At 36.5% G+C, this 15,623-nt stretch carries 19 protein-coding genes; 13 read left to right on the forward strand and 6 right to left on the reverse strand.

Features of this window, described 5'->3' with window-relative positions:
- Positions 1-18: 18 nt before the first annotated feature.
- Entirely contained in the window at positions 19-1,137 is a 1,119-nt protein-coding gene (locus WH267_RS06175) for an efflux RND transporter periplasmic adaptor subunit (protein ID WP_340006571.1), read from the reverse strand.
- Positions 1,138-1,442: 305 nt separating this feature from the next.
- Here WH267_RS06175 and WH267_RS06180 point away from each other — a divergent pair, with 305 nt between their 5' ends.
- Positions 1,443-2,033, forward strand: a complete 591-nt coding sequence (locus WH267_RS06180; protein WP_340006575.1) for a porin family protein — start codon at positions 1,443-1,445, stop codon at positions 2,031-2,033.
- A 232-nt stretch (positions 2,034-2,265) separates the two neighbouring features.
- On the opposite strand, the gene WH267_RS06185 is transcribed toward WH267_RS06180, so the two are convergent.
- Positions 2,266-3,030, reverse strand: a complete 765-nt coding sequence (locus WH267_RS06185; RefSeq protein ID WP_340006578.1) for a LytR/AlgR family response regulator transcription factor — start codon at positions 3,028-3,030, stop codon at positions 2,266-2,268.
- Positions 3,027-4,271, reverse strand: a complete 1,245-nt coding sequence (locus WH267_RS06190) for a sensor histidine kinase (protein ID WP_340006580.1) — start codon at positions 4,269-4,271, stop codon at positions 3,027-3,029. Before WH267_RS06190 ends, WH267_RS06185 begins: the two co-directional genes overlap by 4 nt.
- Before the next feature lie 103 nt (positions 4,272-4,374).
- On the opposite strand from WH267_RS06190, the gene WH267_RS06195 reads away from it, so the two are divergent.
- Together WH267_RS06195 and WH267_RS06200 are read left to right on the forward strand one after the other, a co-directional pair.
- The gene (locus tag WH267_RS06195; protein WP_340006584.1) at positions 4,375-5,199 is read left to right on the forward strand and encodes a universal stress protein; all 825 of its coding nucleotides are present in this window, start codon (positions 4,375-4,377) and stop codon (positions 5,197-5,199) included.
- Positions 5,200-5,415: 216 nt separating this feature from the next.
- The gene (locus WH267_RS06200; RefSeq protein WP_340006588.1) at positions 5,416-5,898 is read left to right on the forward strand and encodes a hypothetical protein; all 483 of its coding nucleotides are present in this window, start codon (positions 5,416-5,418) and stop codon (positions 5,896-5,898) included.
- Positions 5,899-5,959: 61 nt separating this feature from the next.
- Here WH267_RS06200 and WH267_RS06205 read toward each other — a convergent pair whose 3' ends face one another.
- The gene (locus tag WH267_RS06205) at positions 5,960-6,829 is read right to left on the reverse strand and encodes an ATP-grasp domain-containing protein (RefSeq protein WP_340006594.1); all 870 of its coding nucleotides are present in this window, start codon (positions 6,827-6,829) and stop codon (positions 5,960-5,962) included.
- 289 nt (positions 6,830-7,118) lie between these two features.
- Between WH267_RS06205 and WH267_RS06210 the strand changes: the two genes are divergently transcribed.
- The 6 genes from WH267_RS06210 to WH267_RS06235 all read left to right on the forward strand — a co-directional run bounded on the left by WH267_RS06210 (position 7,119) and on the right by WH267_RS06235 (position 10,252).
- Entirely contained in the window at positions 7,119-8,051 is a 933-nt protein-coding gene (locus tag WH267_RS06210; protein WP_340006596.1) for a hypothetical protein, read from the forward strand.
- Between the two features lie 101 nt (positions 8,052-8,152).
- Positions 8,153-8,662: a hypothetical protein gene (locus WH267_RS06215; protein WP_340006598.1), complete on the forward strand. Its 510-nt coding sequence runs from the start codon at positions 8,153-8,155 to the stop codon at positions 8,660-8,662.
- On the forward strand, positions 8,659-9,006 hold the full coding sequence (locus tag WH267_RS06220; protein WP_340006599.1) for a tRNA-binding protein: 348 nt from the start codon (positions 8,659-8,661) through the stop codon (positions 9,004-9,006). The genes WH267_RS06215 and WH267_RS06220 overlap by 4 nt, the downstream gene beginning before the upstream one ends.
- A 14-nt stretch (positions 9,007-9,020) precedes the next feature.
- Complete coding sequence (locus WH267_RS06225) at positions 9,021-9,722, forward strand: 3'-5' exonuclease (protein WP_340006602.1); 702 nt, start codon at positions 9,021-9,023, stop codon at positions 9,720-9,722.
- Positions 9,723-9,725: 3 nt separating this feature from the next.
- Positions 9,726-10,052, forward strand: a complete 327-nt coding sequence (locus tag WH267_RS06230) for an SUF system Fe-S cluster assembly protein (RefSeq protein ID WP_047098097.1) — start codon at positions 9,726-9,728, stop codon at positions 10,050-10,052.
- Between the two features lie 56 nt (positions 10,053-10,108).
- On the forward strand, positions 10,109-10,252 hold the full coding sequence (locus tag WH267_RS06235; protein ID WP_340006608.1) for a hypothetical protein: 144 nt from the start codon (positions 10,109-10,111) through the stop codon (positions 10,250-10,252).
- Positions 10,253-10,334: 82 nt separating this feature from the next.
- On the opposite strand, the gene WH267_RS06240 is transcribed toward WH267_RS06235, so the two are convergent.
- On the reverse strand, positions 10,335-11,171 hold the full coding sequence (locus WH267_RS06240; RefSeq protein ID WP_340006610.1) for a sulfurtransferase: 837 nt from the start codon (positions 11,169-11,171) through the stop codon (positions 10,335-10,337).
- Between the two features lie 185 nt (positions 11,172-11,356).
- Entirely contained in the window at positions 11,357-12,205 is an 849-nt protein-coding gene (locus WH267_RS06245; protein ID WP_123320615.1) for a hydroxymethylglutaryl-CoA lyase, read from the reverse strand.
- A 187-nt stretch (positions 12,206-12,392) separates the two neighbouring features.
- On the opposite strand from WH267_RS06245, the gene pepT reads away from it, so the two are divergent.
- The 4 genes from pepT to WH267_RS06265 all read left to right on the forward strand — a co-directional run bounded on the left by pepT (position 12,393) and on the right by WH267_RS06265 (position 15,558).
- Entirely contained in the window at positions 12,393-13,640 is a 1,248-nt protein-coding gene (gene pepT / locus WH267_RS06250) for a peptidase T (RefSeq protein WP_340006612.1), read from the forward strand.
- 4 nt (positions 13,641-13,644) lie between these two features.
- Positions 13,645-14,211, forward strand: coding sequence for a hypothetical protein (locus WH267_RS06255; protein WP_340006616.1), 567 nt, complete (start codon positions 13,645-13,647; stop codon positions 14,209-14,211).
- 181 nt (positions 14,212-14,392) lie between these two features.
- Positions 14,393-14,629, forward strand: a complete 237-nt coding sequence (locus tag WH267_RS06260) for a hypothetical protein (protein ID WP_148060791.1) — start codon at positions 14,393-14,395, stop codon at positions 14,627-14,629.
- A 164-nt stretch (positions 14,630-14,793) separates the two neighbouring features.
- A complete protein-coding gene (locus WH267_RS06265) occupies positions 14,794-15,558 on the forward strand; it encodes a T9SS type A sorting domain-containing protein (protein WP_340006619.1) in 765 nt (254 codons plus the stop codon).
- Positions 15,559-15,623 lie beyond the last annotated feature (65 nt).

Genomic DNA, 15,623 nt, shown 5'->3' on the forward strand with positions numbered 1-15,623 from the left:
CTAAGAATGATTATAAAATTATTTTGAAGGAGCTACTTTAGCTACAACCAGAGCTCCATCTGTAAGAGCATCTATCCTGTTGATGGCGATTTTATCTCCCGCATTCACTCCATTCTTCACGAAGTAATCCTCTGATGTGCTTCCGGACACTTTAATCTGAGTCATTTTCACTTTATCTTTTCCTTCAAGTTTATAGACAAAGAATTTATCCTGAATATCTTTTACAGATGTTTTCGGAAGTTTAACAACTCCGTCCAGTGCATTGTGGATCATCACTCTTCCCGTTCCCCCAGATCTTAACAATTTATCAGGATTCTGAAAAACAGCCTTCATTTGGATGCTTCCCGTATTTCTGTCGAAGTTTCCGCTTGCATTTTCTAATCTTCCTTTGAAGCCATAGGTGGAACCGTCTGCTAAAATAAGCTCTACATTCTCTGCATTTTCTCCTGAAACAGCTGCTCTGCTATGCGCTATAAAGTCTGCTTCATTCATTGAGAAGTAAACATTTACGCTGCTGATGTTTGAGAGAGTCGTTAATGGTGATGCATCAGACGGGCTGATAAGATTTCCTACCCTGTTTGGGATTCTGCCTATATATCCGCTCACCGGTGCTTTGATATAGGTGAAATTAGCATTGATCTTTGAAGAACCTAATGAAGACTGAGCTTGTGCAACCTGCGCTGCGGCGGCTTTTAAATTTGCCTGCGCTGTTTTTAGCTGCATATCGGAAACTACTTTTCCTTCTACAAGAGGTCTTAATTTTTCAACTTCCAGTTTCGCTGTTTCCTGTGCTGCCAATGCAGATTTCAATGCAGCTTCATTGGTATTCACCTGTTCGTTGTATACAGACGGATTAATCCTAAACAAGGTCTGCCCTTTGCTTACATATTGTCCTTCTTTGATGTATACCGCTTCCAGATATCCTGTTACCTGAGCTTTTATCTCTACATTATCCTGTCCTTCTATGCTTCCCGGGTATCCTGTTGAAACATCTTCATTCCCGGATTTCACCTGAATGAAGTCTGTAGGAAGAGCCTGCACCTGCTGAGCATTTTCCTGACTATTTCCTGAACCGCAGGAATACAGTATTGCTGCAGCCGTAAGTGAGAGTGCCAGATATCCTTTTCTGTAGTTCATAACATTTATTTTTAAATTTTACAGCAGCAAAATAAGTTCATATAATAAGGAGATTCATCTAAAAATCAGGTGAAACGTAATTAATCGCAGGTGAAACGTATGATACCAAAAATGAAAGGAAAAGCGATTATTTCCAGGATCAGGATCGATAAAAAAGGGCTTTTTCGTTTTAATATTTCAAAAATACGGTTGGGGTTTCAATTTATACGTTTCACTTTTAAAATTCCATACTCAGGGTATTTCCCAGCCTAATTTCGCAGTATTAAAACATCAAAAAATAAGTCAATAATTTAAATTTTTATCAAATGAAAAAGTTTTTAGCAATCACGGCGCTTGTGTTAGGATTAGGAGTACAGGCTCAAACCACAGAACCGAAAAAAGAATCAGGGATAGAACTGATTCCGAAGGCAGGAATTAACATTGCCAGCCAATCTATTAAAAATGTAAATGGTGAAAAGTCAAAAACGTCCTTCCAGGCTGGTTTGGGAGTAAATATCCAGACAGGGATAAAGAACTTTTCTATACAACCTGAAGTTAACTTTATCAGCAAGGGAACCAAGTTTAAAAACAATTATGGAAGTGAGACCTACAATTTCAACTATATAGAAGTCCCGGTATTGGCAAAATACAGCTTCGGCCCAGTATATGTAAATGCAGGTCCTTCCATTGGGTTTTTAATGGGGAAAAATGATAAATTGAAAGCAGCATACGGTAAAACCCGATCAGTAGATTTCGGATTGCAGATGGGAGCAGGTTTAGCAATTCCTGCGGGCCCGGGGAAAGTTATTGTAGATGGCAGATATAACTTAGGATTAAGCAATATTTCTGATGAGAAAGGAGTAGATGTGAAAAACAGAGGTTTTGCAATCTCTTTGGGATATGCTATTCCTTTATAACGTTTAAATCATAGCTTTTTCTTCATATAATCCCTTCATGAGCAATTCGTGAGGGGATTTTGTTATTATGGGGATGGAACTGAAGAGGGAGGCTGGAAGTTACTATATTGCATACAACTTCTGACACGAGTAAAAGGATTTTAAAGCCTTTCTAAAAAAAAGTAATTAAAATGATCTTCATTTGTCTTATGTTTGCAATAACTTCCCTCTTCCAGCCCCCAGCTTCCTTACTCTAATAATCCATCCAGGATTTGAAAACAGAGGCTTTCTCACGGCTTACAATCACTTCCATTTCAGGCTGCTTTCTCAGTTCCAGTTTCAGTTTTCCATTAAAATGATTAAAAATCTGCTTGACGGAATCGATGTGAATAATGAACTGTCTGTTCGCACGGAAGAAAAACTTTGGATCCAATTGCTTTTCGAGTTCTTCGAGGGTCTGTGGGATATTTTCCACAACACCGGTATTCAGCATTGCTTTACTGATTCCCAATTCTGTATAGAAGTAGAGAATATCTTCTGCCAAAACCGTTTTATATCCATCACGGTGAACAATAAGGAACCGTTTTCTATAATCTTTAGGCTGGAGATAATTAAGGAGCCCTTCTATCGCTGACCCCACTACAGGCACTGCTTCCATAAAGGTTTCATACCGCTTCAATGCAGCATCCAGCTCTTCTTCTTCTATCGGTTTTAAAAGGTAGTCTATGCTGTTATATTTAAAGGCCTGTACGGCATATTCATCGTAAGCAGTGGTAAAGATTACGGCACTTTTAATTTCATGCTTATTAAAAATTTCAAAGCTTAGGCCATCGGCCAGGCGGATATCCATCATAATGATATCCGGAACGATATTGTTTTCCAGCCAATTGACTGTAGAGGTTATTGAATCTTCTACAGACAGGATCTCAATGTGCGGTCTTAACTTTAGCAACAGCCTTTTTAAGCGGTCTGCATTGGGTCTTTCATCCTCAACTATTAAAATTTTATTAATCTTCATATCAATGGAAGTTTTACAATAAATTTATCTTCTGTTTGTTCTATAATTGGTTTTGTGTAGCCCAGGATCTCATATCTTGCAATAATATTGGTAAGCCCTACTCCTGAAGAATCCGGTTTATTGAGCAATGGTAAAAAATTATTTGCCACTACCAATTCTTTTTCGGGGTTTGTATAGACATGAATTTTTAATGGGTTTGCCTTTGAGGTCTGGTTATGCTTGATGGCATTTTCAACCAATAGCTGCAGGGATAACGGAAGGGTATACATGGATCTGCATTCTTCCTGAATATCAATTTTAAATATTACTCCTTCCCCAATCCTTTTTTCAATCAGGAAAATATAAGAGTCTAAAAACTTCAACTCTTCTTCTACGGCAATGATATCTTTCTTGGAATTCACCAGCAAATACCGATATACCCGCGCAAATTTTTCCGAATATTCATACCCCAGCTGCTGGTCTTCCAGAATAAGCTCAGAAAGTACACTAAGATTATTAAAGATAAAATGTGGATCTATCTGTAGTTTAAGGGCCTGAAGTTCAGCTACCATCGCAGCCTGTTTATGTTTGGAAGCTCTAAGCTTGTGCTGGGCAGCTTCTACAGCCGTTCTTTTCCAGTTTTGAAGTAAATAATCTACTGTATTAAAACCACTTATAATAAGCGAAATCACAATATTAGTGGCTACCCACTGTCCTAAAAGAGTATATTCTTTTCGGGAATCCATTTCAGGCAGATTATCTGAAGTACAATCTACAATGGCATTAATAATCATCACAATCAGTACGCTTCCTAAAACCTGAAGAAGCCCCTGTATCAATAATCGCTTGACTGTTCTATCCTTCCACGGAAGCAGTTTATTAAGAGTCAGATCAATAAATATACTGACCTCCGAAATAATGATGGAAAAGAAAAAAATCCAAAGAGCGTCCTCAATAATCATTTTTAACGGGGTCTCCAGATATCCCCGCCAAACCGGATCAAAAGGGTCAATAAGATACGAAAAGCCACAGAAAGCAACTACAGCTACTGCCCAAATCACAAATCTCCTTTTCATGGTGGAAAGGATCTTTTTACTCCGTACTAAATTTTTTCTGATACTAGAAATCCTGTTCATATCCGGGATTTTGTGAATGTAAATATAGAAATAGATTTCAGAAGAGTCTCCTCTGTTTTTAACGAGACCGCCAAAACTGTACCTGAAACGTAAAATAGACCTGTTCAAATGAAGATAACGTTTCATCACCTGAAAAATACATTTCACCATCATTTTATGCAACATCACCCTATTTTTAATAAAAGACTACCAACCTCTACCCTAGTTTTGCAATATCAAAATCGGTACAATGAAAACAATAATTGTCTGCACAGATTTTTCCCAGGAAGCTGAAAATGCAATTCATTACGCGGCATCCATGGCTAAACAAAACCAATATAATATTGTTTTGTTCAATCTTCAAAGCATTTCCATTCATGCGCTGAATGCTCAGGCCTCAGCTGATTTCTTCTATGAACAGACGCTAAAAAACCAGAAGAAACTTACCGATAAGGCCAATGCAATCAGTACACTATACGCCATCAAAACAGAATATTATCTGGCTTCTGGTAATTTTATTGAGGAACTTAATAAATGTATAGAGTCTGTCAATTGTAATTTTATTATCATGGGTATGACTGAAAAGACGCTTGAACAAAGGCTGTTGGGAAATACAGTAACCAAAGCTATTCACAGGATCAAAAAGCCTATACTGATTATTCCGGGACATATAGAATATACAGGGATCCGAAAGATTCTTTTTGCGTATGACACCCACAAATCTATCACCTGGTCAGCAATGAACGACATTTATTATTTCATTAATGAATTTGATTCGGAGATTGAAGTGTTTAATGTAAGTGAAAGACTGGAAGATTTTGAGGAGGTTATTCATGATATTGATCTGAATTCCGGCTATGATCTTGATGATATTAAATACAGCTTTAAGATGATACAATCCATTGAAATTATCAAAGCTATTGAAGAGGAAGTAAAGCTGACCAGTTCTGATCTGCTAACCATGGTTCCCTACAGATACAATCTCGTGGAATCTCTTTTTCACCGAAGCAAGACAGCCATCATGGCATATAAAAATAAAGTTCCATTACTATCAATCCCCCTAAACATAGATTAAGGCTCAATCAATAAAAATCAACATTTGAATTATCCTTTTTTGCCTTTTTAAGGGTTAAATTTTACACTTAATCTTGTTTAACCGGACCGGAGAAAAACTCCGGTCCGGTTTTTATTTGCATCCTACATCCACTGAAAAGCAAACAAAAAGATTAAAAATTTCCGATTTTATTCTGATATAAATTGTACTTTTATATAAGCACCAAAATAAGTTATTATGAAACCTATTCTTTTTCATTACCGATGGTATATGATCTGTTTATTATTTTTTGGATATATCCTGTCATCTGCTCAGATATCCAACAACAGCCAGGAAGGAAATCCGATTCAATGTACACAAAAACTCAGATTGATATCAGATAAGATGGTCTTTACAAAAAACCGTCAGGAAAAACCGGTTAAAGTAGAAATTACGATTGATCCGATAAACTCTATCATAAAGACCGTGTTACAGGAGCCCACTCAGAAACAGCCATCTGAACAGATTTATAAGATTAAAAATATCAACTGTACAGTGAATGATAATTTTACATCTGGAAGAGTCATTTATTCAGTAGAAAGTAATAATTCTGACGGGTCCTTCTCAGGTGGTGAATTTCTTTTGGAGGCTACAAAACGAGGACTGTCTTTCTCCAATACAATTGATTCTCCTCAGAATAAAGCTATTATTCCAGTTTCAAAATACGAGATTATAAAATAACCCTGATAAAAAAAGTCTTCTACGCTGTCAACGTAGAAGACCATCCTTAATAAAATAATTATCAGGAAATCAAAGTCATTAATGCCTGATAATAATTTTCTTGTAATTCATTGTTGTCATTAAGAAACAAATAAGGCTCAATAAGCTCCAGTTCCATTAAGTGAAATGAATTATTGATCAATACCCCATCCACTCTTGAATACAGTGTAGATTGAGGTAAGCTTTTTAAGTAAACACTTGCCTGTTCTATATGTAAAGGATCCGGGGTTGGATAGCTGATGGTTCCACCATGATAATGCTGCACCCTGAAATCCCCCTGTTTAGGAGTTTTTAAGGAACAGTGGCTATATTTTCCGTTGAAAAACAGAAATGACCATTCTCCGTTTTTTATTTCCTCTACAAAAGGCTGCACCATATAATCCTGCTCTTTCAGAAATTGGTCTATTTCTTTAGAGCGTTCATCAAAATTATCCCTGCTGATTGTTACTGTATTCTGTGCACCTGCACTCACGCAAGGCTTCACCACTAATTTTTCTACATTAAAAAGATCAAAGAAGTGGGTATTAAAGGAAGATCCTTTTTCCAGATATTCTGCTGCAATAACCGGAAGCCGCTTATCAGCAATATCTTTCAAATAATGTTTATCCGAATTCCATTTGATGATTTCCACAGGATTTAAAACTTTAACGCCTAAGGTTTCAAGATAATCCAGCCAGCTCAGAAATTCAGCCAGGTGATTATGATAATCCCATGGAGATTTGATAACGGCAACATCAAAGCTGTTCCAGTCTACATTTGTGTCATTCCAAATAGTAGGAACAACATCCAATCCCTTATCTTTTAAAAAGTTAATTAATTCTGTGTCCTCGTCATTGGCCACTCCTACCGAAAATCGATCTTCTTTTTTAAAGCCTACCAGTGTAATCTTCATGCTTTTGTTATTATGCGTTTTTCTTGGGTAAAGTTGCATATAAATCACGAATGAACACAGGCACAGATTTCTTTATTTAAACGGATACAGTCGTAAACAATAAATCCATTATAATAATTTTAAAATATTCTGAGGTCTTCATCATCCTGTATTTTGTAGATTTGTTAAACAGATAACAATTCTAAAAAATGATAATATAGCCGATAACTAATGAAAATACTTTTTTAGTGACGAAAGAAGATATATCAGCATTTAGTAGAAAACATGAACACTTTAATTACAGATTTTAATGAGTACACAAGAGGATATTGCAAAAGCTATGAAAGGCTGCAGTATTACAACCGGCATTGTCCGCTATAATGATTTATGTTACCTTTCACTGGTTGATAACGAGCAATTAAAAGATGGCCGCAAACATTCATATGATACTGAAATTGATAGGGGTGTTTGGGGATGCGACCTGCTCAATTGGCTGGTAGTTTCAGAAGCGGTTATACATTATCCGGAAGAAAAATGCATTAGGCTTGGTGAATATGGACAGATAGAAACCTCTGGCGGAGGTGAAATTATAACTGAAAAAGAGATCACGGAAAATGGAGGTCCCCAAAAAAGAGGTCCTTTAAGGGAGATAAATGCTATTGAGGGCAAAGCTTACGCTGTGGGTACCTGCAGACAGGTCTATATGAGAACAGAAAAGGACAAATGGAAATGTTTGGATGAAACAGCGCAGATTTATACAAAAGACGAAGAAAAATACGACAAATGCTTTGAGTCTGTGGCAGGATTCTCAGATAATGAAGTGTATTGTGCCGGCTGGGAAGGTGATCTTTGGATGTATGATGGTAATCAATTCGGAAAAATAGAATTAGGGATTAAAAATCATTTAACAAAAATAAGAACAGCCAGTGATGGTTTTATCTACGGATGCGGTATGGCTGGAGTTATTATTAAGGGACGTGGTGACCATTGGAAAGTCATTGAAACAGAACATGAAGACCTTTGGGGGTTGGTAGAATTTAATAATACTATCTACGTTTCAAGTTTATATACTATTTATGAATTAATAGGTGAAGAATTAGTTGCTGTTAATTTTGATAAAGATATTGAGCCAGATTCCTGCTATCATCTATCCGCAGCTGATGGAATTATGTGGTCTATTGGAGCAAATGATGTTTTAGAATTTGATGGAAATAGTTGGAAAAGAATTCTAAAATTGGAATAACCACATTAATTGTTCAAAGTAAAGGATAAATTTAGATTTTCTGAATGACTATCAATTGGTTTCTCAATATTTTAATACATTTGTTATAAAACATACTTCAAATGAATTTCGAGCAGGTTAATCTACACCTTGAAGCCTATAAAGAACATAATCAGATTCTGGATGCCGCGAAATACCTGATCCATTCTTTTGATCTGGAACATGACAATTTTGCAGGGTTTGGATTCAGGGAAGAACTCTCTCCTACTTCGATGCTTCTTACTGCGGAAGGGGAACTCGGAGGGCCTCAAACCGTGATGATTCCTAGGAATTTATTTGATTTTGACCTGAACCTCGTCCTGAATATGGTAGCCCACGAAATGCTTCATGTAAGGCAAAAGGCTCCGGGACAGCTGATTGAGGATAAAAATGAAAGAGAGTTTCAGGCTTACTATGAAATGCTTTTTCACAAAGTTTTCCCACAGGTTCCTGAAGTTTCGGACTTTCATAAAAAATTCTTCGGCGGAAAAGCTTTGGAATATTATAAAAGAATGGGTGAAGGTTCGGAATTACAACAAAAATATGCAGAACAGAAAACAGAAGTAGAACATTTAATTAACACAGTACCATGAACGTAAAACCAGACATAACCTGGGCAGATTTTGAAAAAATAGACATCAGATGCGGAACCATTCTTTCAGTACATGATTTTGAAAAAGCCAGAAATCCTTCATATCAGTTGGAAATCGACTTTGGTGATCTGGGAATAAGAAAATCATCTGCACAAATAACTTCTCTTTATCAGAAAGAAGAATTGGTAGGAAAACAGATTTTAGCAGTGGTTAATTTCCCTAAAAAACAGATTGCTAACTTCTTCAGTGAATGTTTAGTGTTAGGATTATATGGGGAAGATAAAAACGATGTCACTCTTTTAGCTCCTTCATTACCCACCAAAAACGGAATGCAGGTAGGATAGCAAATAAAAACACGATGATACAGAACATACCATTAGAAAAGGTCTTATTCCTTGATATTGAAACCGTTCCACAGGCAGGCTCCTGGGAAGATTTATCTGAGACTGATCAGCATCTTTGGGATAAAAAGACAAAATTCCAGAGAAAAGAAGACGTTTCTGCTGCTGAATTTTATGACAGAGCCGGAATCATGGCTGAATTCGGAAAGATCATCTGCATTACCATCGGAATGGTGGAAAAGAATGAAACCTTAAAGATCAAAAGCTTCTCCGGACATGATGAAAAAAAGATGCTTCAGGAATTTGGAGAACTCTTCAACAGTCCAAAACTTTATAATGTGATTCTCTGTGCCCACAACGGGAAAGAATTCGATTTTCCATGGATTGCACGAAGATATCTCATCAACGGTATGCAGCCTCCCGCTCCCTTCCAGATGTTTGGAAAAAAGCCATGGGAGATCCCTCATATAGATACTATGGAACTTTGGAAGTTCGGGGATTATAAAAGTTTTGTATCATTGGAATTACTGGCTCATGTCTTTGGTATTCCCACTCCGAAGGATGATATCGACGGCTCAATGGTTTCATCAATTTACTACATAGAAAAAGACTTGCAGCGAATTGTTGACTATTGTGAAAAAGATGTCTTAACTTTGGCAAATATTTTCCGACGTATGCGTCAGGAAGATTTGTTGAAAAGGAATATCAATTTAGATTAAAAAATGAAATTTACAGACGATCAAATTGCAGACATTGGTGAAGAAATCATCAACGTACTAAAAACCGTATATGACCCCGAAATTCCGGTAGATATTTACGAATTAGGGCTAATTTATGATGTGCAGATCTCCGATGATGCAGACGTAAAAATTATAATGACCCTTACCACTCCAAACTGCCCGGTAGCTGAAACCCTTCCCCAGGAAGTAAAAGACAAGGTAGCTGAGGTAGAAAATGTAAAAAGTGTAGATTTAGAACTTACCTTTGAACCGAGCTGGAATAAGGATATGATGAGCGAAGAAGCGAAGTTTGAACTGGGAATGCTATAAAATAGATGCATTTTCTACACAGATAAAATTAATATTACCACTATAACCCGGTAATCATGGCAAAAAAAACAGGAGCAGTAATTCTTGCTTTGTTAGGAGTGTATATGCTTTATTTAGGATCTAAAATGCAGGCTCAGCCTCCTTTTATAACAGGAATAGGGTTTATCATTATTTCTTTGCTACAACTGGGGAAAAAGTAATACTCAAGTAAAAAATATAAAAAAGGATGTCATAGTATGACATCCTTTTTTATATCGTTGACACTCAAATTCAGAGTTATTTTTACACTTCTTTTGCCATTATTTTTCCTCCTCTCCTGCTCCATTCACTCCATGAACCCACATAAAGATTTGGAACATTAAAACCTGCACGAACTAATGCCAGAATAGTATGACAGGCTGTTACTCCAGAACCACAGTGAATAATCAGGTTTTCAGGTTTATCTTTTAATAATTGATTGTATTTTTCCTTTAGAATTTCAGAACCCAAGAAAAATCCGTTTTCATCCAGGTTTTCAGAAAAAGGAATATTGATGGCTCCCGGAATGTGTCCTGCCACCAGATCAATAGGTTCAGATTCCCCTCTGTATCGGTAAGCGTCTCTTACATCAATTACAGTGGACGAATTAATTTTCAATTGATCTTCTACCTCTTCAAGACTAGAAACAGGAAGAATCCAATTTTCTTTTTTAATTAAAGGAGCCTTACCAAATATTTCTTCTCCTGACGAAAAATCCACATCATTCTTTTCTGCAGCCTGTATTCCGCCATCCAGAACCTGTACGTTTTCAAAACCAAATGATCTTAGCATCCACCAGGCTCTGGCAGCCGCGTTTGAACCATTTTTATCGTCATAGACAACAATATGGGCATTTTCAGCAATCCCAAGATTGGAAAGTGTTTCTGCAAATTTTCCCGGAGTTGGAAGCGGATGTCTTCCTCCAAAAGCAGCATCTTCACCTATATCCGCCAGATCTTTATCCAGATCAATGAACCTTGCACCTTTGATATGCTTTTTAAGATAGTTTTGCTTTATATCTTTCCCTATTCTTGCATCAAGAATGATAAGGTTTTCTATAGGAAGGGTTTTTAAATCAAAGGGTGAAATTATTGGAGACATTTTGTTGAATTTTAGGTTATTCTAATTAGGTTTTGGCTAAAGCCAATGGATTGACGAATATAGTAAAGCGGACTAAAGTCCGCTCCTATTTCTATTTTTTTAATTTCATGCAGATCACATGGATTTCGCAGATTCTAATTCCAGTGTCTTATCTGCGTAGAGTTTGTGAAAGATTTTAAATCATTTTAAAAATGAAAAATATCCTTAGCTTTATTGTAAGAACTTTCAAAGTTTAAAAGATTCAGCTTGTGATCTGCTTTTTCAACACTCATAAAGTTTATCACCTGTTCTGTAGGCATATTTCCTACCAAGTCATCTTTTGCCATAGGACATCCGCCAATTCCTTTGATGGCACTATCAAATCTTCTGCATCCCTGATCATAAGCTGCTTTTAGTTTTGAATAAGATTCTTCATAGCGGTTATGGAAATGTCCCCCGAAGTTGATTTCAGGATATTTTGACGGAATTTTCTCAAATAAAAGGGCTATGGTTTCAGGGGTTGCCACTCCGGTTGTATCGGAAAGCAGAATATCTTTTACACCGATATCTGAAAACCTTTGTGCCCATTGGTCCACATCTTCCCATTTCCACATTTCACCGTATGGATTTCCAAAAGCCATAGAAAAATAAATATTCAGCTGTTTTCCTTCAGTTTTTACAAGTTCAAGCATTTTAATGATCTCATCAAAAGCCTCTTCCTGACTCTTATTGGTATTCCTATGCTGAAATGTTTCAGAAATAGAAAAAGGAAACCCAAGAATATCTACAGACTCATGTTTTAACGCTTTTTCAGCTCCTCTGTAGTTTCCGATAATAGCAGAAACTTTTGTTTGGGAGCGGGATTTATCAATATTTTCAGCTACCTCATCAGAGTCAGCCATCTGAGGAATTGCTTTGGGAGAAACAAAGCTCAGACAATCCAATACATCAAAGCCAACATCCATTAAGGAGTTGATATAATCTATTTTTTTGTCAGTAGGGATAAACTCTCCCCATCCCTGCATTGCATCTCTAGGACATTCGGTAAGAAACATTGGTACTTTCATTTTCTCAAATATAATAAAACTAAATAAGTTTAGATCTGAGATATACAAATCTAACATTATTTTGATTTTCAAAGTTTTATATCTGATTTATAATTTCAATAACTGATATTCAGTCGCAAATAATGTATTCTGAGCATCAAATTTGCTAACTTTGTTAAAATTTACAATAAATCTGATGAGTACAATAGAATTCAATCCATTATGGAAAGAGAAATTGCTGAACCGTTTTCTTAGTTATGTAAAAATATACTCAACGAGTGATGCAGAAAGTGAATCTACACCTTCTACAGAGCGTCAATGGGATATTGCAAACTATATCACTGAAGAACTGAAAACGATCGGTTTGGAAAATGTTTCAATTGATGAGCACGGTTATATTATGGGCTACGTTCCTTCTAACCTTGAAAATGATGACAGACCTACGATTGGGTTCATTTCACACTACGATACATCACCTGATTTCAGCGGGGAAAATGTAAAGCCTCAGGTTTGGGAAAATTATGATGGAAATGACCTTCTGTTGAACCAAACCACAGGATTCACTTTATCTCCTTCAAGGTTTGAAAGTTTAAAAAAATATATTGGTCAGACATTAATTACTACTGATGGAAATACACTTCTTGGAGCAGATGATAAAGCTGGTTGTGCAGAAATTGTAACAGCTGCTGAATATCTTATTGCTCATCCTGAAATCAAGCATGGAAGAATTGCTGTAGGATTTACTCCTGATGAAGAGATCGGAAGAGGAGCACACAAGTTTGATGTGGCTAAATTCGGTGCTGAGTGGGCATATACAATGGACGGTGGAGAAGTAGGAGAACTTGAATATGAGAACTTTAACGCTGCCGGAGCGGTAGTAAAAATCCACGGATTAAGTGTACACCCGGGATATGCTTATGGTAAAATGATTAATGCGGCTTTACTCGCTGCTGAATTTGCTCAAATGTTACCTGCCAATGAAACTCCTTCAACAACTAAAGGATTCGAAGGATTCTATCATTTAATGGATATTACTGCTGATATTTCTGAAGCTAAACTTCAATACATCATTCGTGATCACGATGCTGATAAATTTGAAGCAAGAAAGAAATTCATGGAAGAAAAAATAGCTGAATTCAACCAGAAACATGGTGCAGGAACTGCTGAAGTAGAGATCAAGGAGCAATACAGAAACATGAAACAACAGTTTGAAGGTAAAATGCACATCGTGGATCTTGCAGCAAAAGCTATGACAGAAAGCGGTATTGAACCTAAGATCAAAGCCATCCGAGGAGGTACAGATGGTGCTCAGCTTTCTTATATGGGACTTCCCTGCCCGAATATCTTTGCGGGAGGAATCAATTTCCACGGTCCTTATGAATATGTTGCTTTAGAAAGCATGGAGAAGGCAACAGAAGTGATTATTAATATTGTAAAAGCTTAATAAGATGAAAAAACTCTTAGCATTAGCATTCATACTATCTTTTGCTTTCGGAAGTGCTCAGATATCTGCATTTCAAAAGGCTGATTCGAAATATGAAAGAAAGAAAACGGCCCTGTATAACAAATACCCTAAGCCTAATGATCTGAGAACTAAGCTAGAGTGGCTCCTTACGGAAGACAAAATAACATCTTATAAAAATGCTCTGGAGAAAATTTCTGAAGAGGATAAAAAAGCATTAGCCAATGATCCGCCAGTCAAAATTAAACTGACAAAAGAAGCGGAATATGAAGCAGGAAAAACTGCATTTCAAAAATCATTGTATGATACTGTTGATCTAGCGTTCTTAAATTTTGCTTCAGATTCCTATAAGGCAACATTAAACTTTGTAGTAGACTCTAAGGGAAATGCCTTGGGGGTGCAGGCAAAGGGAAATAATGAAGATGTAAATTCATTTATTGAAGCCGCCTTTTACCGTATCAAAGAAAAAGGTAAGTGGAAACCTGCAGAAGCTAATGGAAAACCGGTATCATCTACGATATCTCTTCCCTTAGTTTTAACATTTAAAAAATAAATACAAAAGACCCGCTTTAGAGTGGGTCTTTTTTTCTATATCATCCAATATAACAACCCACCCATATCCTATTCATTTTCGGATAGTTAAAATTAAAACCAATTTGTTTTTTTGTTATATTTACCCTTCACATTATAAATAAAACTATTAATTTTTAACATCAGATTACATTATGAAAACAATGAAAAAACTTTTAAGAAAGGATCTTTCAACGATTCTTGGTAACGGGATAGACAGCTGCCATATGGGAGGAGATTCATATAACTGCCAGAGTGACTGCCAGTGTGCCTGGGGAAAAGCCTGCGAAATGTATGAAGATGGAAGCCCGGGACAATGCATTGCTGTTGGCGGTGGCGGAAATCCTGGAGGAGGAGGAGGATGCATACCTCCGAATGACTGCACAGAGCAGCCTTACTAAAGATAAATCAAACAATAATCTATCGGAAGCTATAATGGCTTCCGTTTTTATTTTCATTCGAAAACAGATTCTCGTCAAAACATCTCTACCATTCATCAAATAAAATTCCTGCTCATCTTTCAGATCTGTTGTTTTGCATCAAATTCATTAAACAACAATCACTTATGAAAAAAACTCTTTTTTCAATGGCCATTATAGCAGCAAATTCTGTATTTGGCCAAATGAACCTTGAGCATTCTTATACTTCTGATAGCAGTCATTGGGATGTTTATTCAGACAACACTACTTCTCATTATCTGATTGGTAAAGGGAATAATACTTTTGATATCTACAACGCCAATCATGCATTGTATAAAACACTAACGCCCAATATCCCGAGTAGCTATATGTATATTCCCGAATTGCTTACAGAAAACTACTCCATCTCCAAACGTATTTTTAATACTGATGATAAATTAGAGTTCATACTCACTTTTATCAATAATCAGGGCGGACAACACCTAATGCTTATTATCAATGAAGACGGAAATATCATCAGGCAATTTGGAAACGATTACCATTCTCAATACCAGATCTTCCATGAAGTGGCCTCTAATCAGAACAAATTTGTCATTTCAAAAAGCTTGGGCATTAACACTGTTACAGAAGTATATTCTCTGCCTACCTCTTCATTAACTACGTTGGAAATTCAGACTCAGAATAAAAACAAGCTTTCAGCTTTTCCCATTCCTGCAAACAAACTTTTAAATATTATGAATCCCGGAAACGGAGGAAACAATGTTCAGGTCTATGATGTTTCCGGAAAAATGGTTCTCCATAAAAGCTTTAGTTCCGGAGAGAAAAACATTTCCATTGATGTGGAAGCTCTTAAGGCAGGAGTTTATCTGTATAAAATAGGGGATCAAAGCTCTAAGTTTATCAAAAACTAACCCTTCCCTGTCTATTGATAAAATCTCACTTCATTTGTCGTGGGATTTTTTCTTTTTAATCAATG

It is taken from the genome of Chryseobacterium sp. MYb328 (assembly GCF_037572595.1).
GTDB lineage: Bacteria > Bacteroidota > Bacteroidia > Flavobacteriales > Weeksellaceae > Chryseobacterium > Chryseobacterium pennae.